At 36.6% G+C, this 24,250-nt stretch carries 29 protein-coding genes and 1 pseudogene; 14 read left to right on the top strand and 16 right to left on the bottom strand.

Annotated features, from left to right (window positions below; all coding sequences use genetic code 11):
• Nucleotides 1-239 precede the first annotated feature (239 nt).
• Nucleotides 240-599 carry a hypothetical protein gene (locus BTO21_RS13810; RefSeq protein WP_045027192.1) on the top strand — a complete coding sequence of 120 codons (360 nt, stop codon included), beginning with the start codon at nt 240-242 and terminating at the stop codon, nt 597-599.
• 361 nt (nt 600-960) lie between these two features.
• On the opposite strand, the gene BTO21_RS13805 is transcribed toward BTO21_RS13810, so the two are convergent.
• The 3 genes from BTO21_RS13805 to BTO21_RS13795 form a co-directional block, all read right to left on the bottom strand.
• On the bottom strand, nt 961-1,338 hold the full coding sequence (locus BTO21_RS13805) for a cupin domain-containing protein (protein ID WP_045027191.1): 378 nt from the start codon (nt 1,336-1,338) through the stop codon (nt 961-963).
• Between the two features lie 98 nt (nt 1,339-1,436).
• Nucleotides 1,437-1,685, bottom strand: coding sequence for a DinI-like family protein (locus tag BTO21_RS13800; protein ID WP_045027189.1), 249 nt, complete (start codon nt 1,683-1,685; stop codon nt 1,437-1,439).
• Nucleotides 1,686-1,796: 111 nt separating this feature from the next.
• Nucleotides 1,797-2,210, bottom strand: coding sequence for a hypothetical protein (locus BTO21_RS13795; protein WP_045027188.1), 414 nt, complete (start codon nt 2,208-2,210; stop codon nt 1,797-1,799).
• A gap of 205 nt (nt 2,211-2,415) precedes the next feature.
• On the opposite strand from BTO21_RS13795, the gene BTO21_RS13790 reads away from it, so the two are divergent.
• Both BTO21_RS13790 and BTO21_RS13785 read left to right on the top strand, forming a co-directional pair.
• The gene (locus BTO21_RS13790) at nt 2,416-2,895 is read left to right on the top strand and encodes a YbhB/YbcL family Raf kinase inhibitor-like protein (protein ID WP_045027187.1); all 480 of its coding nucleotides are present in this window, start codon (nt 2,416-2,418) and stop codon (nt 2,893-2,895) included.
• A 111-nt stretch (nt 2,896-3,006) separates the two neighbouring features.
• Nucleotides 3,007-3,780, top strand: coding sequence for a helix-turn-helix transcriptional regulator (locus BTO21_RS13785; protein ID WP_045027185.1), 774 nt, complete (start codon nt 3,007-3,009; stop codon nt 3,778-3,780).
• A gap of 44 nt (nt 3,781-3,824) precedes the next feature.
• Here the strand turns inward: BTO21_RS13785 and BTO21_RS13780 are convergent, their stop codons facing one another.
• Nucleotides 3,825-4,343 carry a lactoylglutathione lyase family protein gene (locus BTO21_RS13780; protein WP_045027184.1) on the bottom strand — a complete coding sequence of 173 codons (519 nt, stop codon included), beginning with the start codon at nt 4,341-4,343 and terminating at the stop codon, nt 3,825-3,827.
• Nucleotides 4,344-4,471: 128 nt separating this feature from the next.
• On the opposite strand from BTO21_RS13780, the gene BTO21_RS13775 reads away from it, so the two are divergent.
• Nucleotides 4,472-5,362 carry a LysR family transcriptional regulator gene (locus tag BTO21_RS13775; RefSeq protein ID WP_045027182.1) on the top strand — a complete coding sequence of 297 codons (891 nt, stop codon included), beginning with the start codon at nt 4,472-4,474 and terminating at the stop codon, nt 5,360-5,362.
• Between the two features lie 69 nt (nt 5,363-5,431).
• Nucleotides 5,432-5,764: a hypothetical protein gene (locus BTO21_RS13770; RefSeq protein ID WP_045027180.1), complete on the top strand. Its 333-nt coding sequence runs from the start codon at nt 5,432-5,434 to the stop codon at nt 5,762-5,764.
• Between the two features lie 83 nt (nt 5,765-5,847).
• Here BTO21_RS13770 and BTO21_RS13765 read toward each other — a convergent pair whose 3' ends face one another.
• Nucleotides 5,848-6,318: a protease inhibitor I42 family protein gene (locus BTO21_RS13765; RefSeq protein ID WP_082056777.1), complete on the bottom strand. Its 471-nt coding sequence runs from the start codon at nt 6,316-6,318 to the stop codon at nt 5,848-5,850.
• 180 nt (nt 6,319-6,498) lie between these two features.
• Here BTO21_RS13765 and BTO21_RS13760 point away from each other — a divergent pair, with 180 nt between their 5' ends.
• Entirely contained in the window at nt 6,499-6,696 is a 198-nt protein-coding gene (locus BTO21_RS13760) for a YwbE family protein (RefSeq protein WP_045027179.1), read from the top strand.
• A gap of 109 nt (nt 6,697-6,805) precedes the next feature.
• On the top strand, nt 6,806-7,579 hold the full coding sequence (locus BTO21_RS13755; RefSeq protein WP_373455479.1) for an endonuclease: 774 nt from the start codon (nt 6,806-6,808) through the stop codon (nt 7,577-7,579).
• Nucleotides 7,580-8,045: 466 nt separating this feature from the next.
• Here BTO21_RS13755 and BTO21_RS13750 read toward each other — a convergent pair whose 3' ends face one another.
• The 3 genes from BTO21_RS13750 to BTO21_RS13740 all read right to left on the bottom strand — a co-directional run bounded on the left by BTO21_RS13750 (nt 8,046) and on the right by BTO21_RS13740 (nt 10,217).
• Nucleotides 8,046-8,393, bottom strand: coding sequence for a hypothetical protein (locus tag BTO21_RS13750; RefSeq protein ID WP_045027177.1), 348 nt, complete (start codon nt 8,391-8,393; stop codon nt 8,046-8,048).
• Between the two features lie 581 nt (nt 8,394-8,974).
• Nucleotides 8,975-9,709, bottom strand: coding sequence for a hypothetical protein (locus BTO21_RS13745; RefSeq protein WP_045027176.1), 735 nt, complete (start codon nt 9,707-9,709; stop codon nt 8,975-8,977).
• A gap of 148 nt (nt 9,710-9,857) precedes the next feature.
• Nucleotides 9,858-10,217 carry a DUF6559 family protein gene (locus BTO21_RS13740; RefSeq protein WP_045027174.1) on the bottom strand — a complete coding sequence of 120 codons (360 nt, stop codon included), beginning with the start codon at nt 10,215-10,217 and terminating at the stop codon, nt 9,858-9,860.
• Nucleotides 10,218-10,455: 238 nt separating this feature from the next.
• Between BTO21_RS13740 and BTO21_RS13735 the strand changes: the two genes are divergently transcribed.
• From BTO21_RS13735 to BTO21_RS13715, 5 genes and pseudogenes are all read left to right on the top strand, one after another.
• A complete protein-coding gene (locus tag BTO21_RS13735; protein ID WP_105026866.1) occupies nt 10,456-10,821 on the top strand; it encodes a hypothetical protein in 366 nt (121 codons plus the stop codon).
• 25 nt (nt 10,822-10,846) lie between these two features.
• Nucleotides 10,847-11,299 carry a DUF302 domain-containing protein gene (locus BTO21_RS13730; protein WP_045027172.1) on the top strand — a complete coding sequence of 151 codons (453 nt, stop codon included), beginning with the start codon at nt 10,847-10,849 and terminating at the stop codon, nt 11,297-11,299.
• A 20-nt stretch (nt 11,300-11,319) separates the two neighbouring features.
• The gene (locus tag BTO21_RS13725; RefSeq protein WP_045027171.1) at nt 11,320-11,814 is read left to right on the top strand and encodes a COG4315 family predicted lipoprotein; all 495 of its coding nucleotides are present in this window, start codon (nt 11,320-11,322) and stop codon (nt 11,812-11,814) included.
• Between the two features lie 49 nt (nt 11,815-11,863).
• Nucleotides 11,864-12,108, top strand: a pseudogene (locus tag BTO21_RS20270) (LysR family transcriptional regulator); the annotation flags it as partial.
• A gap of 98 nt (nt 12,109-12,206) precedes the next feature.
• On the top strand, nt 12,207-12,416 hold the full coding sequence (locus BTO21_RS13715; RefSeq protein WP_170064517.1) for a DUF3653 domain-containing protein: 210 nt from the start codon (nt 12,207-12,209) through the stop codon (nt 12,414-12,416).
• A 164-nt stretch (nt 12,417-12,580) separates the two neighbouring features.
• On the opposite strand, the gene BTO21_RS13710 is transcribed toward BTO21_RS13715, so the two are convergent.
• The 4 genes from BTO21_RS13710 to BTO21_RS13695 all read right to left on the bottom strand — a co-directional run bounded on the left by BTO21_RS13710 (nt 12,581) and on the right by BTO21_RS13695 (nt 14,553).
• Nucleotides 12,581-12,973: a hypothetical protein gene (locus BTO21_RS13710; RefSeq protein WP_105026864.1), complete on the bottom strand. Its 393-nt coding sequence runs from the start codon at nt 12,971-12,973 to the stop codon at nt 12,581-12,583.
• A complete protein-coding gene (locus BTO21_RS13705) occupies nt 12,973-13,350 on the bottom strand; it encodes a hypothetical protein (protein ID WP_045027167.1) in 378 nt (125 codons plus the stop codon). Before BTO21_RS13705 ends, BTO21_RS13710 begins: the two co-directional genes overlap by 1 nt.
• 428 nt (nt 13,351-13,778) lie before the next feature.
• Nucleotides 13,779-14,027 (bottom strand): hypothetical protein, encoded by a 249-nt coding sequence (locus BTO21_RS13700; RefSeq protein WP_170064516.1) that lies wholly within the window; start codon nt 14,025-14,027, stop codon nt 13,779-13,781.
• The gene (locus BTO21_RS13695; protein ID WP_128973064.1) at nt 14,014-14,553 is read right to left on the bottom strand and encodes a secretin N-terminal domain-containing protein; all 540 of its coding nucleotides are present in this window, start codon (nt 14,551-14,553) and stop codon (nt 14,014-14,016) included. The genes BTO21_RS13700 and BTO21_RS13695 overlap by 14 nt, the downstream gene beginning before the upstream one ends.
• An 84-nt stretch (nt 14,554-14,637) precedes the next feature.
• Between BTO21_RS13695 and BTO21_RS13690 the strand changes: the two genes are divergently transcribed.
• Nucleotides 14,638-14,952, top strand: a complete 315-nt coding sequence (locus BTO21_RS13690; protein WP_045027165.1) for a type II toxin-antitoxin system Phd/YefM family antitoxin — start codon at nt 14,638-14,640, stop codon at nt 14,950-14,952.
• Nucleotides 14,953-15,071: 119 nt separating this feature from the next.
• Here the strand turns inward: BTO21_RS13690 and BTO21_RS13685 are convergent, their stop codons facing one another.
• The 4 genes from BTO21_RS13685 to opgC all read right to left on the bottom strand — a co-directional run bounded on the left by BTO21_RS13685 (nt 15,072) and on the right by opgC (nt 22,972).
• Nucleotides 15,072-16,424: an ISNCY family transposase gene (locus tag BTO21_RS13685; protein WP_105026946.1), complete on the bottom strand. Its 1,353-nt coding sequence runs from the start codon at nt 16,422-16,424 to the stop codon at nt 15,072-15,074.
• A gap of 346 nt (nt 16,425-16,770) precedes the next feature.
• Nucleotides 16,771-18,462 (bottom strand): competence protein CoiA family protein, encoded by a 1,692-nt coding sequence (locus BTO21_RS13680; protein WP_045028134.1) that lies wholly within the window; start codon nt 18,460-18,462, stop codon nt 16,771-16,773.
• A 254-nt stretch (nt 18,463-18,716) separates the two neighbouring features.
• Entirely contained in the window at nt 18,717-21,086 is a 2,370-nt protein-coding gene (locus BTO21_RS13675) for a cellulose-binding domain-containing protein (RefSeq protein ID WP_045028136.1), read from the bottom strand.
• A 362-nt stretch (nt 21,087-21,448) separates the two neighbouring features.
• A complete protein-coding gene (gene opgC, locus BTO21_RS13670) occupies nt 21,449-22,972 on the bottom strand; it encodes an OpgC domain-containing protein (RefSeq protein WP_045028137.1) in 1,524 nt (507 codons plus the stop codon).
• 207 nt (nt 22,973-23,179) lie between these two features.
• On the opposite strand from opgC, the gene BTO21_RS13665 reads away from it, so the two are divergent.
• Nucleotides 23,180-24,241, top strand: coding sequence for a threonine aldolase family protein (locus BTO21_RS13665; protein ID WP_045028139.1), 1,062 nt, complete (start codon nt 23,180-23,182; stop codon nt 24,239-24,241).
• Nucleotides 24,242-24,250 lie beyond the last annotated feature (9 nt).

Below are 24,250 nucleotides of genomic sequence, written 5' to 3'. Positions count from 1 at the left end.
CCAGCAATTTGAATTTTATAGATATTTAGTGAAGCATTTTATCGTTATTTGTTAAAAACGCTAACTATTAATACCTATAATCTATTCACAGATGGTTGTATTTATCAGGCTAGTTATCAAAAACGCATTGTAATACAGAAAGAGGCCAGTAATACCTTTACATAAAAACAGTGTTCAATTGTAATGGTATATGCTATAAATAGCTGAACTAAGAATAATATCGAGAGAAGGGAGATCTAATGAACCGATTAGTTACAGTAGGTATACTTGGGACTTCTTTAGTTTACAATTGCTTTGCCTACGCAAATGTTGAGGTAAAAACAGCACATGAGTTAGCTATTTTTCGTTTAGGTTACATTCATTCGATCACGCCTTTTGATCTAAAAAAACCAACCAATGAACTACAAACAATTGCTAATATGTATGCTTTAACGTATGCAATACAAGCATTACCAGACGAAATAGAACAAAAATATTATGCGTTGCCAAGTATAACGCAAAAAAATATTGCGTTTGAATATTGTAAAGCTTATAGCGTTCCGAAGAACATCAAAATAGAAGCAACTAGTATATTAAATGACATTCTATCGATATATTAATCAATATGTTATTACGCTTTAATGAAATCAACACGATAGCCACAAATACACAAAATAATGTTTTTTCCTTCAAGATATTCAGATTTTCCGCATTTTGGACAGACAAATTTATTCATTAAAGTAAACATAAAAACACCAAGTAATTTAACATATTGGTAATGTATAGTATTACAGTATCGAATCAGACTACTTTCGATTAACATGCGATAAAAACCACAAAAAAAAAAAGCGTTATGCATTTTTTCATTACATAATCGCTATTGCATCCAAAATACATTGTTCATCAACATACATAGTATGCATAAAAAACTCTCACGAAAAGGTGAGAGTTTTGTATGAAACTAACAATATTAACTAATAATTACTTATCAATTTCAAAGCCAAATGTTTTATTTTGGATATATACCATGTCACAATCAGTGGTATAGACGACACTGTGAATGCGATTAGCTTTGATGTAACCAGTTTGACCTGCAGTTAAAATCATTGGTTCACCATCGTTAACCAATTCACCATCAACACGCAAATGGAATTGAATTGCGATTTCACCAGTCACTATAATAGACATATCATCATGCGGATGGTGGTGGGGATCTTCTATAGTACCTGCCGCCCAACGCTCAAGTAATGCTGTTACGCAATTAGCATTACTTTCATCAGTATCTCGAAAACTAAAGCCTGGAAATTCGGGATCGGCAGTAAAATCAGACCAAATATCTTTTGAAATAAACGTGCTCATAATAAGATTACCAATAAATAACAATGTTATTAGTATAAGCACTTATCGGTAATGCCAGCAGTATTAAATTAGCAAGCTCAATATGCAATTATAGCGCACTACATATCGTAACTTGGTTGCTCTAACCAATCATCAGCTTCATCAAACATTGCTTCTAATGCTAATTCAACTTGTTGTTTATCTTCCTTCAAGCCACCTAATACACTCAATTCGTTAGCACCACCTAAACGCACTCGCACTAGAGCATCAGGCCAAGAGATAGCCATACGCCGAGAAAATTCGCGCTCAACCTGACAAAAAGTGTCTTGAAGTACGTTATTTTTATTAACCATCAATTCAATACGCATATAAGTCCATCTATTATACTGGATAAAATAATACTGATTATATATACAGTTATATGCGATGGACAATTTAATCTATTTATGGTCGTCAGCAGCAATGCTTATCTGTGTCGATTATTCAAATTTACACTTAATAGAAGTAATCGGCGTACTTGAGGTTGAGAAACACGCATAGACTGTTTGAGGTTTATTTCGGCGTAATTGAACATAGCCCGAATCAAGAGCATCATCAGAAAATTTTATGAGGTGTGATTGTGCAGTCGTCATATCAGCATATTTAGCTTCAAATTCATTATGCATGGCTCTCGCAACTTTGTTTAATGTATGTGACGTTTGAAAGGTAATACTCGCGCAACGCATAGGTTGTTGATGGTGCACTTCGGCTGTTTGACTTTGCTGATCATATTTAACCGCTTCTCTTGTAGGTTCGATATTAATGGTTTCAAAATGAGTAACAGTGCACGCAGGCTGAGCCATGACAATAGGAGAGAATATACCTGTAAGTAAGAGTAACGGCATTAATTTCATTTGTTTATCATCCTTATAATAATATATCAGTCTTTTTAAATGCATTTGTACCATATATTGTAACTAAAAAAGTTAGAATATCTAACAAAAGACAAAAGGGGTCATAATAGCGATAATAATAATAATAATTGACACTTAAAGGTGAAACTAAGTAAAGAGAAAGCCGTATAGTAATGCTATCGACAATAAAGAAGAGCATATAATCATGTCAACATTTACAATGACAAGTAACAGCATTACTGAAGGTCAACATCACGAAAAGCGTTTTTCATTTAATAGCTTTGGTAACGATGGCGATAACATTTCACCTCAACTTGCTTGGGAAAATGCACCTCAAGGTACGAAGAGTTTTGCCGTGACTTGTTTTGATCCTGATGCACCGACTGACTGTGGTTTTTGGCATTGGCAAGTTATTAATATTCCAGCATCAACGCATGAGCTTGTTGAAGGTGCGTCGGCAAACCTTGCTGCGGGTTTAGAAATGCGTAACGATTACGGTTTTAATGGCTACGGTGGTGCATGTCCTCCTGAAGGTCATGGTGTTCACCGTTATGTATTTACTGTCTGGGCATTGCCTTGTGACAAAATGGAAGTACCTGATGACGCATCATGCGCATTAGTGAGTTTTATGCTTAATGGTACGGCTTTAGCAAAATCGTCTATTACAGCGCATTATCAGCGTTAATAATGTTCAAGCCAGTTTCAAAGAAAAGTCTCACTAATAATCGTTATTTATTATGAGACTTTCTTTTTTGGTAGAATGCATACCATTACTTCGACTGGAAAGGGAAATAGCATGTCAGCGATTGTTCAGTGTATTCATTACAATGGTCAAAAATCACAGCAATTACGCAATGTGCCATTTATCTATCCTTCCATTGTTTGGGTACAAACTGGTGTAAAAAAGCTGCAATGGCAAAATGATTGGATCACTATCGATCCTAAAAATTGGTTACTCACCGCAGGTCATTCACAACAAACCTTTATTAATCAACCATCACAAACCGTATTTGCATCATTACAATTATGTTTTTTTACGAAACCAACCACTGAACTCATTAACCGTTCTCGCCATCATGCTAGTCACCATATCGCGCCTGATTATCGGTTTGATCACGCTGGTGAATACTTGTTTATGAACTTGGTTAACATGCCAAAATCATTACCACGTAACGTTCAGGAGTGTATGGTAACGGCATTATTTGAATATTTAGCCAACATTGGTCGGTTGCATCAACTCTTTGGCTCTCAAGATTTATCATGGCGAGACAAATTAGTTGCGCTCTTTAGACAACAACCTAGTGAGCATCACAGTATTGAATCGACTTGTCAGCATTTTGGATTAAGTAAATCGACATTGATTCGCCGTTTACGGGAAGAGTCAACCCAATTTAGAGACGTTTTAGCTGAATTAAGAATGGGGTATGCATTAACTTTATTGCAGCAACAGCATTATACGCAGCTAGATTTAGCACAACTGTGTGGTTATCAGTCAGAAACGCGCTTTGCACAACGCTTTAAAAAGCAATTTGGATTATCGCTAAAAGAATATCAACGGACTCTTGGCTAATGAAAATAACGCGCTGAATGATACTATTTCAACGCGCTAGAAAATTAACTCTTATATGCACCACTTGAATAATGCAATTCATAACTATGGCTATATATTTCTATAATATTGCCAAAAGGGTCTTCCATATAGATCATACGATACGGCTTTTCCCCAGGATAATAATAGCGCGGTGCTTTCATTCTTTTTTTACCGCCGGCAGCCACAATTTTTCCAGTTAATCCTTCGACATCTGGGTCTTGAACCGCAAAATGGAATACGCCCGTTTTCCAATATTCAAAATTATCTTCAGGATTTTGCTGGTTCTTAAACTCAAACAGTTCAATGCCCACACGATCACCAGTAGATAAATGAGCAATACGAAAACGTTGCCAATTTTCACCAAAAACATCAGTACACATTTCTCCTATCGCTGAATTATCTTCAACAATTTCAGTTGGTTCCATTATGAGATACCAGCCAAGCACTTCAGTATAAAATTTTACTGCAGCATCAAGATCCGGCACTGAAATTCCAATATGAGAAAATGCACGAGGATAGGGTGTAACATTGATTGCAGACATCGGTATTACCTCTATAAACACCGTCAGTTAACGGCTAAGTAGGGTAACTATACGGTGCTATTTGATAAGTTTTAAATTATCATTTATTCTCATTATCATAATTTTTTGTAATGATAAGTGAGTGAATGATGATAAATCCCCAATGGCTAACCACATTTAAGACATTAATAGAAACAGGGCATTTCACTCAAACCGCAGATATTTTGCACATGACACAACCAGGTGTAAGCCAACATATCAAAAAATTAGAACAAGCTTGTGGGTATCAACTCATTACTCGTTATAACAAACAATTTGAGATCACTGAACAAGGGTTACTGGTATATCAATATGCGCAGCAGCAAACACAACAATATCAAACATTACTGCATAGCTTACAGATCGACAGCCCTTATGATGGTATTTGTCGATTAGCTTGCTCGGGATCATTTGCTTTATCGCTATATCCTCAGTTACTTCGCCTACAGCAGCAGCATCCTAAATTACACTTTCATTTAGAGGCAGCCCCTAATCACAAAATTTTAGATGATATTGAAAATAACACGATTGATATGGGCATTGTCACTCAAGAACCCGTAAACAATCAGCTGCAAGCAACAATGATAGGGCAAGAACCCTTATGTTTAGTCTTACCGCTACGATATAAAAATAGTGACATTAACATTGATTTATTAACAACGTGTGGACTAATTAACCATCCTGATGCACAGTATTATTTAACCAAATACTTCCACTCTTGTGGCCATACTGATTTAGCGACGATTGAAATTGAACAATTGCCGATAACGAGCTATATCAACCAACTGAGTCAAATTTTAATCGCTGTCGCTGAAGGAATAGGTTTTACCGTTTTACCTCAAAGTGCCATCGCACATTTTGCCGATAAAGATAAATTATATATAGCACCACCATTAATAACAGTAACTGAAGCGTTGTTTATTATTCAAAAGCGACATCGTTATTTACCTGTGCGATATCAAACTGTAACGTCACTATTAGTATCATTACATCAAAAGTGATTAAATGGGCTTAGATAATTTATAGATAATTTATAGATAACCAACGCATGTTTTAAGAAGGGATTGCCCATGAAAAAGTCAACAAAATCAGCACTGGCAGTACTTGCCGGAATAGTAGTATGCAGTTTAGCGTTTACAATCATCAAAAGTGAGCAAACCTCAAATAGCAATACTGTGATTGAACAGACGCAAAATAAGGCGGTTGAATTACCCGCATCAGCGTTACCGAAACAAGTAAACACCGATTCAGCACCAACGGGACAAATCAAAGATACCCCGTATAAATGCAGTGATTTTGACCCTAAAACAGGGGGATTAAAAGGTTGGACGGCAGATATGGGGATCGGGCCAGCCATACCAGAGCAATTACTTCCTAAAGATTGCCCAGCGCTTCAACACTAACACTATGATACGAAAGCCCTACTAATAAGGGCTTTGTTCTATTGTTCTATATCAACGCAAGTAATAATGGCAGCGTTAATCAACTAAGGCTTAACTGAAATGGCAATATTTTTGCTTTCCCAGCCATCTTTTTCCCATGCTCGACCATAGTTTAGTTTTAACTCACCGACACCATTAGCAACAGCTTCAAATGTATATGATCTTAAACCGCCACACCCCACCATGCCTTTTTTGCATTGCGCCGAATTATGGTAACTCATATCTAATAACATTAATGAGTTAGGCATTGACCGTAAAGCCCATGACGATCCAGTAGAAGGGTTAGCAGGTAAATTTAATTGAAAAGTCTGACCCAGCTTAATATTAACCGGTAGCTTACCGTCTGTTGGCAAACAAGTCTGTTGCGGTGCTTTACTAAAATCGCCAGTAACAATGCTCGTAAAACCAGCATCGCAATGGAGTTGTGATGCCGTTTCGCTAGATTGAGCTGCAAATACACTCATACTCATGCATCCTAATACTGTTGTCAGTACCATCTTTTTCATTATTTTCATGCCACTATCCTTATTTCGTATATTCTTCTATAAGCCTATCAAATAATCTTGCCTGAGCGCTATACCTGTAAGGATTTATTCGATCAATTCTATTACATTAGCTTATTTTAATATTAAGTTGCGTTTTACTGTAAAAACTCAATAATACAGTTTGAAAAATTAATAAATAAAAGAGTCAATATGTCAGGCAATAACCGTTCAAATATCCACGTTGGTTTAGATGTACAAATTGTATTAAAACAAGATCAACGTAGCGGCAAACTTACCTCGGGTACAGTAGAGAAGATCCTCACTAACTCACCAACACACCCTCATGGCATCAAAGTTCGTTTAACAACGGGCGATGTAGGGCGCGTAAAAGTGATCGTTTCTGAATAAGTCACGATAAAAAAACTTCATTTTCAAACAATTAGGCAAGGCTCATACAGCTTTGCCACATTAACGCGTCAGTCCATTAATCAATTGACCGCGTAACCTAAAAGAGAACATCGTGAACAGAACTAACATTATCCTACTTAGTGTCGCACTATTGCCGACGCTGGCATTTGCACAAACCCCACAAGGCAACACCACCAACCAATCATTCAGCAAAGCAAAAAAGATCATGCAAAAGCAGATCTATACTAATCCTGTTGATATGAAAACGATCTACTGTGGTGCTGATTTCAATAATCAAAAATATGTCACATTACCGTCAGGTTTCAGTACTGATGTCTATAAAAAACGCGTGAAACGTTGGGAAGCTGAACATGTTGTTCCTGCGGAGAACTTTGGTCGTTCATTTACCGAATGGCGTGAAGGGGCAAAAGTGTGTGTGGATAGCAAAGGCAAATCCTTTAAGGGTCGTAAGTGTGCTGAAAAAGCCAACCCTGAATACCGCTTAATGCAATCAGATCTTTATAATCTTTACCCAGCAGTGGGTGCGGTTAACGCAGCACGTCAAAACTACAACTATGTGATGTTGCCGAAAACAGCCAGCAAAGATTACCGTTCATTTGGTAGTTGCGACATGATCATTGATAAAAAGGATCACGATGCACAGCCACCAGAACGCGCTCGCGGTGTTATCGCACGTACTTACATGTATTTCGAAGCGGTATATCCAAGTTACAAAATGAGCCGCCAACAGCGTCAATTAATGACAGCATGGGATAAGCAATACCCAGTATCTAAATGGGAATGTGAACGTGCTGCTAAGATTCAAAAAATTCAAGGCAATGTAGATCCTATCTTAGCCTCACGCTGTAAAAACATTGGCTAATATCGGCTAGTATCGGCTATAAACATAAGCATAAACATAAAAACCCAGATCTAACGATGTGGGTTTTTTTACACTTTATTTCATGAGTGATTGCTCACCGCCATAAATGGAGATGCTTCTTGTTTCGTTAGCCAATGCTCGAAAGTATCGAGTCTAACGCAGCCTCCACAAGCAGACACGGTCAATCCATCCGCGTTGGTAATATTTTAAACTGCTGAACCATAGCGGTTCCCTTTCCACAATCTGCAATTTAGCTATGTGTGATCTTTTTGGTCAGACAGTTTGAAAATGAGTTTTTACCTCCGCACTTGGTTATCGTTACGGAGTAATAACAAGTGTAGCAGCGTTGAACTGCTATCACAATTTCGCCTTATATCACCGTCCAATTCTATCGCCGTTCACTGACTGAAATCACAACCGCACTCACCAACAATGGTTTTGTGATCAGCGCAGTAAAAGAGAAACGTTAATACTGTGCTAATTTATGCGCCCATTTACCATTATGAGTTGTGGTACAAGCCTGTTCGCTATCAAGCAGCACCTGCTTATTAACATCTTTGAGTACCACATTACTCTCTGCCAAGTGGTGCTTAATTAATTGCCGTAATTCTCCACCACAATCACCTTGCTGTAAGTTAGCAAGGTGTTCATCAGTGTTAAATACACAGATAATCTTGAGGCTATTGGGGAAATTGTCATAATTAACACTGTGCGTCAGCCACTGAAAACCCTCAAATGAACGCTGTGCCTGTTCACACACATCGATTAATGCATTACGAATCGCATTATCAAGCTTCTTATCCGATTTACGCATTCATACTCCTTAGTTAACTATTATCGGTATAAAAAATAACATTAATGCCACATCTTTTCGAGCTATTGAGCTTTTAAATGCATTGTTAACGCATTTTACGTATTAAAAGTAAACGAAGTTATATTATAATTTCATTATTTATAGTTTTATATGCTACGCTATAAAAGTAACGAGTAGCATGGCAATGGGATTAACAATTAGACTAGTTAAACTGTTGTAATGATATATAATTTAATCGAAGTATCGCTGTTAATAACAGCATCTATCGGAGTACCATTTATTAATGAGCAGCAATCGTAGAACCCAGAATCAATTAGCGACACTTACAAAGAAACTTTCTAAGTTACAAGCTATGTCTAAGTCTACTAGAGATGGTGCAAGTAAAGCACGTTACACTGCTGATATTGAAAAAATTGAAATAGAGCTTAGTAAGCTTAAAGAAACTGAAGAATAGAATTTTTCTATCTCTAACGTTTGGCCTACTACTATTTCTACAATAGTAGTAGGTTAGCTACTGCTTTTTTAAGTGAAAATCCCAGCGTTACGTTGCAACTCAGTAATCCCGCCTAACACCAAAAAAACTACAGTATCGCTGCACCCATTGAGAAGTTTTTATCTGTATTTCCCATTATTTCCTGGGTGGTTTCTTTTATGCTTTGATTTAAAAGAGGAATAAACTTGTAATCGAGCTTATAAGCGATAATAGAAGGTGCATTTCCCGTAAGAGAAATCACACTATCAGAATTAAATCCCCATACTTTTTCTATTCCAACCAAACTATTTAAAAATATCTTCGAAAGTGGATCAACGTTAATAGGATAATCTTTTGCTTCAATGTATTGACCATACTTAGACGTAAGATGATTGACCAAACTGGTATAAAAATACGTCTTTTCTTCTAGAGGTAGACCACTAACGATAAAAGTAACATTTACTTGATAAAGTGCTTGTGATTGACGAGTAAAAAACAAACTGATGTTTGCACTTTCTCCTGCAACGGTGGCTCTGTAAGAATAGGTTCGCGCATCAGGGTTACTATTAATGTGTTTTTCATTATATTTGTTATATATAAATGAAGTGTCGATATTGACAGCAAGCTGCCTTGCTTTGGCTTGTTTTTTGAAAGCTAAAATATTCATGCCATACTTCCAACCATCAAAAGTATTAAACCCACTCATTCCATAATCATAAGCATCTTCACAGGGAAAATCTTGAAACGTCACCTGCTCATCAACAGAACACTTGTAGATTTCTGACGCAAATAGGGGGCAACTAATAAGCACTAAGCCAATTAAAAACAGTTGGTTATACTTCATATTCATCCTTGAATTAATGAGGTGCAATTGATAGTAAATTCAAGGCGCATTATTGCATTGTATTGAATCGTAGAGAATGAAACTTGGTTAATATTGCGACGATAGAAACAATTAAGACGCAATAAATGTAAAGTAACGACAGGGAACGCTAATAGCGGCTTCCCATTCCAAAGCGGTTTGACATGTCATCATCTATGCGGCCGCCTTTCCATCCACCTAACGCGAGAAGGTTAAGCACATCTTGTCCGGTGTAATCATTGCCATCAAAGAAATCGTGTGACACATCATTACGTAATAATTTCAAGGTGGGGGTTTGTTCGATATTCATATCTTGCGGATCGGCATACAAAGCCACAGCAACTTGATATTGCCGCGCACTAAACGTACTGGTACTTGCCTTAATTTGGCCTAAAGAGAAAAATTCACGGCTGCCATAGCCTTTTATCAACTTTGCTGAAAGTAACTTGATGACCTTTTTAATTCGACGACGCTGAATAACTCTAAGCACTGTGATTCCCTTCATAAAACCAATATAGACCTTGTCATGTTACTTAAAATAGCATCTCTCGTATAATCATTTCAGCACTGTGCCGATAGTGACTCTGTAACTAAGAAACCATCACCATTGGGAAAAGCCAAAAAACCCAATGCAAAATCACGCCTCTAAAAAATTATTCTCATAACAGTGAAATTTTTCTATTACTTCGATGTTCTATTACTTCAAGAATTGGCACATAGGGATCATTATGCTTAGAAATATCACAATAGCTTTAGGGGCAGGGTTTATTGGCAGTATCGCCAATGTACTCGCTATTTATCTTATTAACCCATTGCAAGGATTGCCTCAACCTGATCATATTTTTATCTATAAGCAAGTCTTTTGGGGCGGGTTATGGGCATTGCTTTATTGTTTGCCTTTTTTAAAACAGAGATGGTTTATCAAAGGTATTGCTGTGGGCTTTGTCGCAAGTTTATGTACTTTCTTTGTCTTTCAAACGATTCCTGTCACGCCAATTAATATCATAAAAGCGTTGATGGTAAATATTGTTGCATGGGGAGGATGCTCATCGTTCTTTTTTTATAAAGCAACCAAATCAGACAATACTTTATAACCACATGATTTTGATAGGTATAAAAATGAAGAAAATTATCATTATTGGTGCGATTTCACTATTTACATCATTTTTTGCACATGCATCTGATGGGGTAATCAAACATCAAAGTAAATTCTCGGTAGAGGAAACCGCTAATCGTTTTGAACAACTAGCGATCAAGAAAGGAATGACCATCTTTACAAGGATCGACCACTCACAAAATGCCAGTAATATAAATTTAGAATTGCGACCAACAGAAGTGATTATCTTCGGTAACCCTAAAATTGGTACTCGTTTAATGCAGTGTAGCCAGAATAGTGCTATCGATTTACCGCAAAAGGTATTAATCAGTAAAGATGCGACTGATAAGGTCTGGCTTTCATACAACGATCCTCATTATCTAATAAACCGTCATCACATAAAGAGCTGTGATGACGTTGCGAATAAAATCTCAAACGTATTGAACACACTATCACAAGACGCGACATCAAATTAGACCTAACAATGGTAACCATCATGAAGAAAACATTAATTCATACATCATTACTTTTATTATCAATATCTTCTAGTGCCTTTGCTCATAATTTAGAGTACCCAACTGAACCGACGTTTAAAATGACACCAAAAGGAAACCTTCTGGTTGGTAAAGACGATCTGGCGCTTTACACGTTTAAAAAAGACGTTAATTCTCCCATTCCACCTAAATGTACCAGCATGAAAGACAAAGGTCCTCTAGGCTCATGCTTAGCAAGATGGCCAGCCGCAATCGTCACTATCAAAGAAATGAAACAGTTGATCTTACAAGATCCAAAATTTGGTGCGGTATACAATAATGAGCTTAACAAATTACAACTAACGTACTCAGGGCTGCCGACTTACTATTGGTTTAAAGACACCGAGAAGAACAATTTTAGCGGTGATGGTGTCGGTAATGCGTGGTCATTAATTTTAAAAGACATGCCACCCACAATGTTTGATGGTTTAGCGAAAAATACTGCTAAGTCTAAATAACTAGAGCCAATCTAATACCGTCCATTTGGGCGGTATTTTTGTATTTGGTGGCAGAGTGATTCGTCAATGGGCATTAGATAACGCAGGTATAGCGTTATATTAGATATTGAGCAAGACATTAAACAACAGCGACTGGTCACCGTACTTGATGGATATATGAAGAACTTCAATGCATCAACATTATCAGCCAGTGCTGACTTAAATGTGATTTACCAAAGCCGCCAATACCAACCAAAACGGCTACGACTGTTTATTGATTTCTTGATAGCGCGATTTGTGGGTAGGTTAGGGTAGTATGCCAGCCTTATTCAGAAATATATATTCGTAAAAAGACCGTCTTACAGTGGGATAAAGGCAAGACAATACCACCGATATGTAAACGTTTAATGAGAATGTACGCTTATCGTGAATTATCACCGCTTGATGATGATTGGAAAGACTGGAAGATATCCAAAGGAAAGCTGATTACTCCTGATGGTTGGCCGTTAACATCAAACAGAATAATGATGGGTAATGCTCTTATAGAAATAGGGGCTACTGATGAGTTACGTTTTCAACGAGAAGTGTTACGAATCGCTCGTATGCTAAAAAACAATAGATAAATCATAGGACCTGCCTCTGACGGCAGGTCTATAATATAATATATATTCATCTAATTAAATAATATTAACAATTTTTAAAACGAGTTACATATTGTTGATGTAATTAAAGCATACTCATAACAAATAAAATTCTAATTTATATAATAGTGATTTGTTATTTCCTGCTAGCCTTGTTCATTTCTTAATTTTTCAATATAAATTATTAAGTCATAAGGTTGCATTACACCAAGAGATACAAGAGATAACAGTAGTAGTACAAAGATTGACAAACTTGATGCCCATATATTTTTATGCCTAATTTGAATAACAACAGTAAGCCAGAGAGCTAACCCCATTGTTAATAAGAAGAACAAGTTACCAATAAACTCATCTTCAGAAGAAGTACCAAATATATATGTACATATTAATGAAATTGAAAAACCAATTGAGGGAGCAATTACCCATTTTAAACAAATTGGCTTATCTGGTTTAATCAAATAATCATTGAGATTTAAACCATGATTTTCTACCAAGTTTTTTATTTCTTCAGGAGTTCCTTCTAACTGACCAACCTTCATTACATCCCACCATTAAAAATAATCTTATCGATATCGTTTTTGGCTGAAGTAGAACTCCATTCATTAGGTGAATCACTTTTAATTAAAATAATCTTACTTGGCTCAAGAATTATATTTGTCCCTACAAATGAGAAGCCGTTAAGGTTTCCACCAAATGTACTTTGTTTTACATTTTTCAATGCATTTCCAAGATTCTGACTTGTTCCTTTATACTTATCTTTATTCTTACCACCCACACTTAACTCAATTTCAATAATAGCTCCCCCTGTTTTAGCAAAATAGACAGAGGTAATTAGACCAATATTATTCTTTAAATACTGTGAAAATTCACTTCTAAAGCTATTAATATACATCTGAACTGTTTTTTTATTATTCATCATTAACCTAAATTAATTGCTAAAACAACAAACCACACTTAATCGATATACACTATAAGTATGATAGCGCCAATAACTTTCCTTTAAATAATAAGTATTGATGCATTTTCATATAACGTCTTAATACTGAATCCTATTCAATAGCACTACATCTTTATCTCGCTAATAAACACAACTCATAACTTAATTTATGCAGTACTACCATCATAGGTACCAAAAACTAAACATAATCAGCCTTGTAAGAGATCCGCGAATTTATCACCATATATCAATATTTGCTAGCTAATTAATGCAACTATATTTATATGTTTAAATAAATGTGATTCAACATCAATGATCATTACCCTCGTAATGTGGATAACAAAAAAGCGCGTTATCCACAATCCTAATGGAGTGGGGAACGCGCTTTTAGTTTTTTAAAGAAAAAGCTAGATGATGCTGACCTTTATCAATACCGATAACTGATTATTGATCTCTCTGTCTGATGTAGAGCCAAAGAGCGAGCCTATTAGTGGTATATCTTTTAGAATCGGCACTCCCGTATCATTGTTTCTTGATTCCTCACCAACCAAGCCACCAAGTATGATTGATTGACCATCTTTAGCTTGAATAACCGTTTGTATTTGGCGGTTATTGGTGATGATATCGCTTGCTATATCACTATTACTGACACTCAATTTTTTGGATCGTATTACCACCATCGGTAACTTCACTTGATACCAAAAACGGTACGTTCTGACCAACAGTGATATAACCTTGCTCACGATCAGTAATTAGCAAATGTGGTTTACTCAACAGCTTGGTTTTACTGTTAGTTGATATGGCATTAATCAGGCCGTCTATGTTACCACCTTTAAAAATGATACTTCCGCCAGTAAGAACGCCCTCAGTTTGCTTGGTGATCACTGAAAAGCCAAAGTCACCCAACATCGCGTTAAGATTTACGCCAACTTCTTGTCCATCATTTATCTGTGATTCAACGACCACCGCTTGAATGAATATCTGCTTTCGACGTACATCAATACGCTTTATCAAGTTATCTATCTGCACTATTTGAGAGGGTGAACCCGTTACAATCAAACTATTAGCATGAGGCAATATGATAATGCTATATGCCGTTTGAGTTTCACCAGTATTGGTACTGTAGCTATCCAATAAGGTCTGAATAATAGGACTGACACTCTTATTATCGATATACAGCAAATCATAAAACTTGGTCTTTGGTGGTACAATAACCAATAAAACGTTTTTATCATGAATGGATAATCTACGTTATAAGGTAAAAATATGACGATACAAAAGATATATTCTCAAAAGGTTGTTAGTGTCACTTACGCTGGAAGTCATATAAAAGAGTGTTTAGATAACGGTACAACAGCACTTTTAAACAATAATAAAGTAACAGGCTACATAGTTAACGCTGAAACTTTTGAGTCGATGATGAATATTTTGGATGATATTACATCAATCAAAAAACAATTAAGTCCTGATCTTGAATCTAAAATAATCCGAGCCCAAAAAGCGCTAAATGGGATTCAGCGTAAAAGTGCTAGTGATTATGAAAAGTATAAAGATATGTCTGATGATGAGTTGTTTGAGTAGTTGCCATTTCTTATAAGACTTTGTTTTCTCTATTTTAAAATGTCCTCATTATTCCCCGATTAAAATGTCTCCTTTTAAAGTAGTTCATTGTGGTAAAAAAGGGTTATAGAGTAGGGAAGTCAGGGCTTTTTCTTGGTGCTGGGTTTAAATTGTTCAGGGTGAACTAACACCGGATTTATTTCTTCAAGTTGACGGATTGCCCGTTGTTGGGCGGTTCGTTTGGGGGCTTTTTTACTGCGACTACGTGTTTGTTGTTGGTCATATTGTTGCTGTTTCGCCTGGGCAAATTTCAATACTGCGCCCAAACGTTTATTATCGACCACCTGACCTTGGTCAACATCTTTGAGCTTATCAAATACTTTAAATTCTAATTTTCGATGACCGTATTGAATGGCGATGGTGCCATCTGGGCGATCTAGAACGTTAACAACTTGATGTACAAGTCGTTGATTTTCTTCAGTTGGATCAATTAAATAGATAACTTTGTCGTATTGAAATGTCAGTGACTTTGATAATTTCCTTGGCTCTTGCCATGCAAAAATATCGTGTAATTCATCAGTCGATTCACGTAATGGCCGATGCATGTCTTTAGGATATTGAGCGGCTTTAGCAAAACGTTGGTTAAAATCAGTGATAAAGTCGGGGAGCCACGCATTAGCTTGTTCAATATTATCAATGTGTTGTAAACGCATTTCTTTGACTAAGCGATCTTGTAAGGTTTTGTTGGCACGCTCAACACGGCCTTTAGCTTGAGAGCTGTTTGCGCAAATCAATTCAATGTTTAAGTCATGCAATACACGACCAAACTGAGTGATGCGGTTGGTTTTTGCATCCCGTTTACTGACATGAAATACCGCATGCCGATCACTATAAAAAGCAGTGGGTTTGCCATGGTGTTCAACATATTCACGCGTGGCGACCATGTAATCAAACGCAGATTCTGTTTCACTAAACCGCAAGTTCATCAGTTTTCCGGTAGCATCATCAATGAAAACCAACAAACAACATTTGTCGCTGCGGCCTTCAAACCAATCATGATGTGAACCATCTATCTGAATTAACTCACCATAACAATCGCGACGATAACGAGGTTGATAAACGCAAGGCTTACGTTTGAAATGTGGTACCCAAAGGCCATCAGCGATCATCCATTGGCGTAAGGTTTCTAACCCAATTTTAATACCGTGTTGCTCAATCAGTTTTTCACGCGCCAATGTCGGCCCGAAGTCTGAGTAATATTCGTGGATGAGATGTAAACATTGAGAACGTATATCAGCATTAATTTTATTGCCTGGTGATTGTCCGCGCCGCTGATGAACCAAACCAACAGCACCGAGATCTCGATAGCGTGTTATTAATCGTTGAACCTGACGAACGCTAACATTAAGAAGCTGTGCAGCATCTTTACGTTTGATTCGCTTTTCACAAACATCACGAATTGTACCTAAGCGAAATATCTCTTTGTCATTCATGGTAACCAACATATTTTGTTTAACTCAAATTGATCAGCAGATACTGATCACTATAGAAAAACAGGACATTTTAGCTTTGCAGAAAAGAGACACTTTACCTTGGGACCTACAAGCTCAGTGCGCATTATGTACCTTATGTTAAATAGGATATCAAGTATTGATACTATCATACAGTTACACATAGCATATTGATTAATAATAGATAAACACACTCGCCCAAAATTTTGACTTGTGTATTTAACAGTATTCGCTATTTACCATAAAGTACATAATCAACACTTATTCTAAGTGGCTCCCTCTGACATTCTGTATTCGGTAACATGTGATTATTAAACGTCATTTAATGCTACTCGTTAGGATATGAAATTAAAGAATCTAAAGGTTTATTATTGCACCTGTATCTATCTTTAGCTGTATCAAGGTAATCTTGAGTTATAATTTCTGATGTAAACTCAGAAATCACTCCACAAATAGGACAAAAAAACTCTGTTGATATAGTTTTTTTAGGTAAATTAAAATGACAATTACAGCATCGATAGCCAATTCCACCACAACTATCAAAAATCACTGTATCAAAAATAATTAACTCTTCTATACGCTTTTCCCTTTTTTCTATAGAAATAGTCTTACGGCGTGCTAATAATTGTTGAGCTTGATATTTTTCTAATAATTCTTGAGACTCACGTTCTTTTTTCTCTTGTTCCAATTTTTTATTTACCATTATTGTTATTTTTTTTTGCTGTATGATTCTTTTTTTAAAGGAATCAATATCCTTATCTTTAATCTGAAAAACCAAGTTGTTATTAGATAAGATATCTTGATTAACCAAGTATTGAAGGTATTTAAAAACAACGACAAATGGAGAAATTATTTTATTATTTTCTTCCCTAGATAAATACCAAGCAAAACGAGACTTACTTTGAGATCCATTAGCGGCTGCTTTTTTCTTTGCTTGATATTGAGCAATATTTAAACGCGCCATATGGATATTTTGTTTTATATGATTGTTAATATATCTATTAATATCATAAACTTGTATGTTCACTCCTACCCCAATCCGATATAAAAAATCAATAATCAATGCTTGCCAATGTTCGCGACAACATTCGAATATCCAATCATTTTGGTATTCTACACCGATGAAGGCTTGATATTTATCTATTTCAACCCACTTTAAAAATGAAGGTGATATAGATTGTTTTTCTATTTCATAATTTTCAATCCAAGACTCGGTTATTGTGGATAACCATATTAATTCATCTTTTATTTCATTTCTGTATCGCTGTTTAGCTAATACTATATTTCTTAAACGTTCTTCCTCTTGTTTTTTTTCTAACATTTGTTTTTGTTTATATTTTTCTAATTTAATCTGGATTAAACGATTTTTATTTTCTGCTTCAATTCTTAATTGTGATAAAGCTATTTCAACTTTTTCCATTGCTTTAGGATGACAAATCCAATTAATGTTACTTGAGTCAAAAATCGCTTTTTTAATTTCAATATCAGAATACAACCGATCAGAGTTATGTAGGCTAGTTAAAACAATTTCAATAGCTGGTTTGTTAGATTTTTTGATCGCTATTATTTTATTTATATCATTTTTATGTGTTACTGTTATCTCAATAAATAATGATCGTTGCTTCAACAAACCAAGACTATCTATTCTATATTTATTCCATAAATACTCATTTTCAATAGTGTCAAAATATACTTCTGACTCATTAAAATGTATAAGCTGCCCAACTAAAACTGAACCATCAATAAGTATAATTTCAGGGCTATATGTGAATTTAGGAATAATAATTCGTTTTTCTAATTCAATAACCTGCTGGGCATATTGATGTAGGTAAGTCATTGCTTGATAATTGACACAGTCGGTTTCTATCAAATGGGCAAAATGATGACGTTTGTATTCTCCTCTATTTTTTGCCACTAATGGTTTATTGCAGCTAGGACATAAACAATTACATGATCGACCATTTGGTACATCATTTATATGGTAAATTACGTTATCTTTAAGTCCAAACGGTATAAGCATTTATTACACCTTAGAAAACTGAACACTATACAAGTCTCTTATCTTAAATAATAAAACATTACTTACTAAGAGAATAATAAATAGCCAATATTTTTGATTGAGATTATATTATCCTCATTCATGTTAAAAGCAAATAAATTAATTTTTATTACATATATTGATTGTTTTACTTAATAATTTAAACGCAAAAAATAACCCTGTTTCGAAAAACAGGGTTTAAATTTATTACAAACTTAATTCATCAGCTATTTTGCTTACTGTGGGTTAAGCCCTAGTTTTTGTAGCACTAGCTTAAAGTTGGCTTGACGCTCTTTAATGTTATGAACATCACCTGTCGAACATGTTGAATCAGGACAGCCACGGTTCACAATACCAGAAACATCATCAATAAATTCAGTTCCTGTCAGGCCACTATTTACATACTTTTTCAGTTCGTTGTAATAGTTCCAATCAGCATAGTCACCACCTTCATTTGAGTATGCCTGTACTGATGTTACCCAGTAGAATAAGCCTGCAATCCATTTGATCTCTTTATTCTTCTCAGAGCTACAGATTAAACCTGGGTTTGAACAGAAATCGAGATCGGAATATAACGGATTTACAGGTGGCGCTTCAACCGTTACACCATCAATGGTTTGACCAATTGTTGCAGGATCAACATGTGAACGGCCTAAATAATGGTTTAACGTACCAAAGTTTTGACGGCCTGTGGTTTGAATAACGCCACGTCCCCACCAACCACAGCCTTCAACACTTTCTTGACTGCTGCCATCCCATAAGAACGTACCGGCTTTTTGCCCAACGTAGATTTTACATTCATCACGTTCCCATACTTGCTTCGAAGTATCGATTTTATCAGGCACCGCATTACAGTGACCATTGTTAGTCCAGCGTCCCACATGACCATTAACCAGTAAGCCTTGCTCTTCTAATACTGCATCAGGGGCGGCAAATACAGGTGCTGGTGCGCCATACCATTTAGCATGGGTTAATGCGCTGACTTCCATTTTATTATCACGAGGACAAGAATACGCATAATCTAAGCCTGATACTGGATTAACACCGTAGTCTGCGTATTTTTGACCTAACTGACCACAACTCGCTGACATCGGATAATCGGCAGGTGCGCCATATTTAATTTCAGACCAGTTATTTTCATCACATGCGTTATAACGAATTGTCTCTTGCATACTTTGGGCTAAGAAAGCAGCAATGGCGACTTTAGCGTAAATGATATTGGTTGCATCATCTGCTTCATCAGTCAGTAACCAGAACTTATTACCCGCGACACCGATATTGTGCATCGCATTAAGACCATCGAGGAAGTCATTCCATTTATAAACGGTAGACGGTACCCACTGTGATTGTGGGGTTTCATAAAGGAAGGCTTCATTATCCATCACGTCTGCGGCATTGGTTAACGCGATATTCAGTGCTTCAATTCGGGTTAATGAGCCTTTTTCAAGTTCTTCACCGACGTAATATAGTGGCACTTTCGCGCCTTGGTAAGCTTCAATTTTACTGGTTAAATCTGCACTATCTTTATCAAATAAAATCGCAAATACGTTGCTTTGTGCTGCTTTACGAATTTGCTGATCACGCGTTGTTTTACCCATGAAGTAATTAGCCGCTTGCTCAGTTGGAATATTGGCAAGCATTGCAGGAATTTTTACATAATCAGTGATTTGTTTGACATATTCAAGTGCGTTGTGCCATTGATCACTTGATAATGCAGCGGTTGTTGTTGATTTGGTAAAGCTAATAAAGTCAGCTTTGGTTAATGACTCTGCTTTGTAAACATCGAGAGTATTTAATAGATCTGCGGTAGCACTTGATGCAGCATTCCATACTGATTGTCGACCAGAATGGGTATCAAACGCAAAATCACCAATGCTGAAAGACCAGCCAAAACTCGCTTCAGGAGCAAGTGTCGTTAAAATGAGGTTGTGAGCTTGAGCCCATCCTTTCAAATCATTACTGAGTGCATTGATTTTATCAATATCAATTTTACTCGCAGTTGTATCAACGGCTTTGAGTAATGCCTCTTTAACGGCAATAACGCCCAGCGACTGACCTTTATCTGGTGTTGCTTTATCAAGTACATCACTACTAATGATGACAGATGAACTTCCCGCTTGTGTCGCCACTTCAATGATAGAAACAAACTTAGCAGTTAACTTATTAACATCTGCTAATTCTTCAGTGGCGCTAGTTGCAACGGTTATTGTTGTTGGTGCTATTAATGATGGACTTGCAACAACAAAATCATTTGGCCACCCTGCCACTTCGAGGCGCACAGGATCCATTGGATTAGGTAATGAAAGTACAGCAGCAGTACCAGGATCAGATCCATCACAATTAAGATGCAGCTTCCATGAACTATCACTACCAGGAACAGATTGAGTCCAATAAACGGCAGAATAAGCAATATTTTTGTTAACCATTATATCGCCAGTACCAGCATGATCTCCTCGTGTCCATTCGGGATAAACATTGAACTCATCACACAAGCCAGCAGAAACAAAAGGCGCAACACTTGATATCTGACTAGTATCAGATGCACACACATAACCACTAAGCACAGTACTGAATATCGCTATTGTTATTTTATTTATTTTTCTCACAATTTAATTCCTTCTATATTTGTGCACTTAAAGAGATCAAAAATCTAATCTTAGTTGTTATTAGCTAAAAATATTATCCATTAACTATGAATATCGCACCTTCTGTAACAATGTTTTAATTACTTGATAACTTATTTATCATCACAAATTAAAAGCCGCAATATGCAATTAGTTAATATCAATGCAATATGATCGTTTGCTCAAAGAAAAAAACAGCAAGAAGAGAGTATGGATTTTATAAATGTGAGGTTGAGCTTAAATAATCAAAGCCGTGACTATCGATTGTAAACGCCCTTTTGATCAATTCTGAAGCAAATAACAGCACTCAGTTTTGTTTAACTGAGTGCTTTTTTTAAACCATCTTAGAAATTAATGGTTTGGGTTTGTGGCCCTTTATGAGCAAATTTCGCTTGCTCCATTGATACTGGTGTATGTAATGGCGGGTTATTTGAATAGCCAAAACGTTCGATAGGCATGCCATTGTTACCTATTGTTAAATTATAATCACCGTCGTTATCTTGAAATACAAGTACAGCATAATTCCCTAAGGGTAATGCAGCTATTGTGACTCCTTGTGCTAATTTTTGTGGCGAATAGGCATTTAAATGTACCGAGGGATATTGGGTTAAATCATCTTTTTCATCGTAAACCAACACTAATACTGACGTTTTGGGATCATTAATATTGGTAACTTTTATCGTTAGCGGGGAAACACCTTCTGCGCTGACAATATTACCAAGCATGATAAAACTCAACATTACACTAAAACCACTGATCCAATGTAATCGGCTTACCGTATGCGTATTTAGTTTTTCCGACAGTAATGCCGCTAACCATAATGTCGCAGCAATAGCGATGATGAGCAGTATGTAATAAGGCTCTAAACGAAGATTATGTAGTAGCGGCGCGCTTAAATAGACAATAACAACTTGCCAACTGAACACCCTTAATGAATGACGGCCAATATAACTTAATGCCTTAATATGGAGCGCGTTCGGATAGCGTTGAATGATCACTGCAATTAGATAAACCCAAACGGTGATGTTTAAGGTGCGTAACCAACCTAGTTCTGGTTTATCAGCATACGTAGACAATACCCAACGATGAATGCCAAAACTAGAGAATGCACCGTTGTGCGCGGCAAAGAGCCCTGTAGCAATGATGGTAGCTATAATCGTCAATGCAGGATGACGCCAACGTAATGTTTTATTTTGTAGCATATAGCCAAGTGCAGATCCGCTTACAAACAACAACTGCCAAGCAAAGAGATTAAAATAGCCAAATTGGATCGTAGAATCTGAAAATATGAATCTAAATAACGGGATCAATGTGGCTGTGTTAATGGCATGACTAAAAACCCACGCACCAATACTGACACTAATCACCAACCACCCTAGCCCTTTGCGGTATGCTACGACTAATAAAGGTAATAACAACATGAAGATAATATAAAGAGGAAGAATATCAAAATAGTTCGGCTGGTTAACCAGAGCAGCGCTTGCTATGAATGTTTTAATCGGTGCAGCTAAGACATTATTCGCACTCTGCTGAAGTATTGGCACCGCAGACGGTAACAAGTGTGACGCAATAAAAACCCACCCAAAAATAATCAATAAACACGCAATATGATAACGGTAGATACTGAATGCTCGATGCCATGCTTTGGTGATAGTCTGAGTATTGGTTAATGATTCTCGACTGTATATAGCCCCTGCAAGTAAACCTGAAATAAAGACAAAACACTCAGCGGCACCAAATTGCCCTAAAGGCTGTAAAGTCACTGTTTGAATGACTGAGTACCCACCGCTTATCCATATTAAGTGGTTAATTGTCATTAATAATAGTAATAAACCTCGAATGCTATCTAATGCAGCGATCCTTTTCATTGTTGTTACTCTGAATAATTGTATGGGCGTATTTTCATCAAAAAACATGCCTTTTTATATCTCTCATTACTATTTAATCTTAAGCTTGGATCAAACAAGTAATTTTGACTGCAATAACCTTAGAATTACACCTCCCGTTACAATAAAAAATCGTATCTTCAGCATTAAATTGGGTATATTGATAATTCAATCTGTATGGAGATAACAATGACAAATTCGCCTTTAGCTACAAAGAAAACCATTGGTTTAACCAGTGACAACATTGCGGGTGTTTCGCCGCAAATATTGCAGCATTTAATTGAATTTAGCGCTGGCGATGCAACACCATACGGTAACGATGAATTATCATTAGAACTTGATCGTAAAATGAGTGCATTGTTTGAAACCGATGTCGCAGTGGTTTTGGTTCCAACAGGTACTGCTGCTAATAGCTTATGTTTAGCTGCAATGTCTCCAGCTTGGGGGGCGGTACTTTGTCATCCAAATAGCCATATTAATAATGATGAATGTGGTGCGCCGGAATTTTTCAGTAACGGGGTTAAGCTACTAACGATTGATGGCGATGATTGTAAGATCGATCCCGAAAAATTAATCCAACGCGCCACATTAAAAATTGGTGATGTTCACACAGTGCAACCTGCTGTTGTTAGCGTGACGCAAGCAACTGAGACAGGCAGCGTTTATACTCTCGATGAACTGCGCGCAATTGGTGATGTATGTAAAAGCCATAACTTAAAATATCACATGGATGGCGCACGCTTTGCTAATGCGGTTGATGCGCTTGGTTGTACGCCGGCAGAAATGACGTGGAAAGCAGGTGTTGATGCCCTTTCCTTTGGTGCCACTAAAAATGGTGCTTTTGGTGTTGAAGTGATTGTCTTATTTGATACTGGCTTAAAGAATGAGATTGAATACCGCCGTAAACGTGCGGGTCACTTAATGTCTAAAATGCGTTTTCTGTCCACACAAATAGATGCTTATATCAGTAATGATTTGTGGCTGAACAATGCACAACACGCGAATGCGATGGCTACAAAATTACGCAATGGTATTGCAAGTATTGATGGTGTTGAACTACTCCACCCATCAAAAACCAATATTGTGTTTTGTAAAATGTCACCGATCACAATAGCAACCTTGCATGAGCATGGGTTTGAGTTCTTAGCCAATCGCTGGGGTGATGGTGTCGCACGTTTGGTCACCAATTTTGCAACTAAAGCAGAAGATATTGATGCCTTTATCGATGTATTAGCAGCTAGTGATAAGTAGTAAGTAGTA

The sequence above is a fragment of the Photobacterium phosphoreum genome, assembly GCF_002954725.1.
In the GTDB taxonomy this organism is placed as follows: Bacteria; Pseudomonadota; Gammaproteobacteria; order Enterobacterales; family Vibrionaceae; genus Photobacterium; species Photobacterium phosphoreum.
Note: the sequence above shows the minus strand (reverse complement) of the source record. Positions and strands in the feature narration are given on the sequence as shown.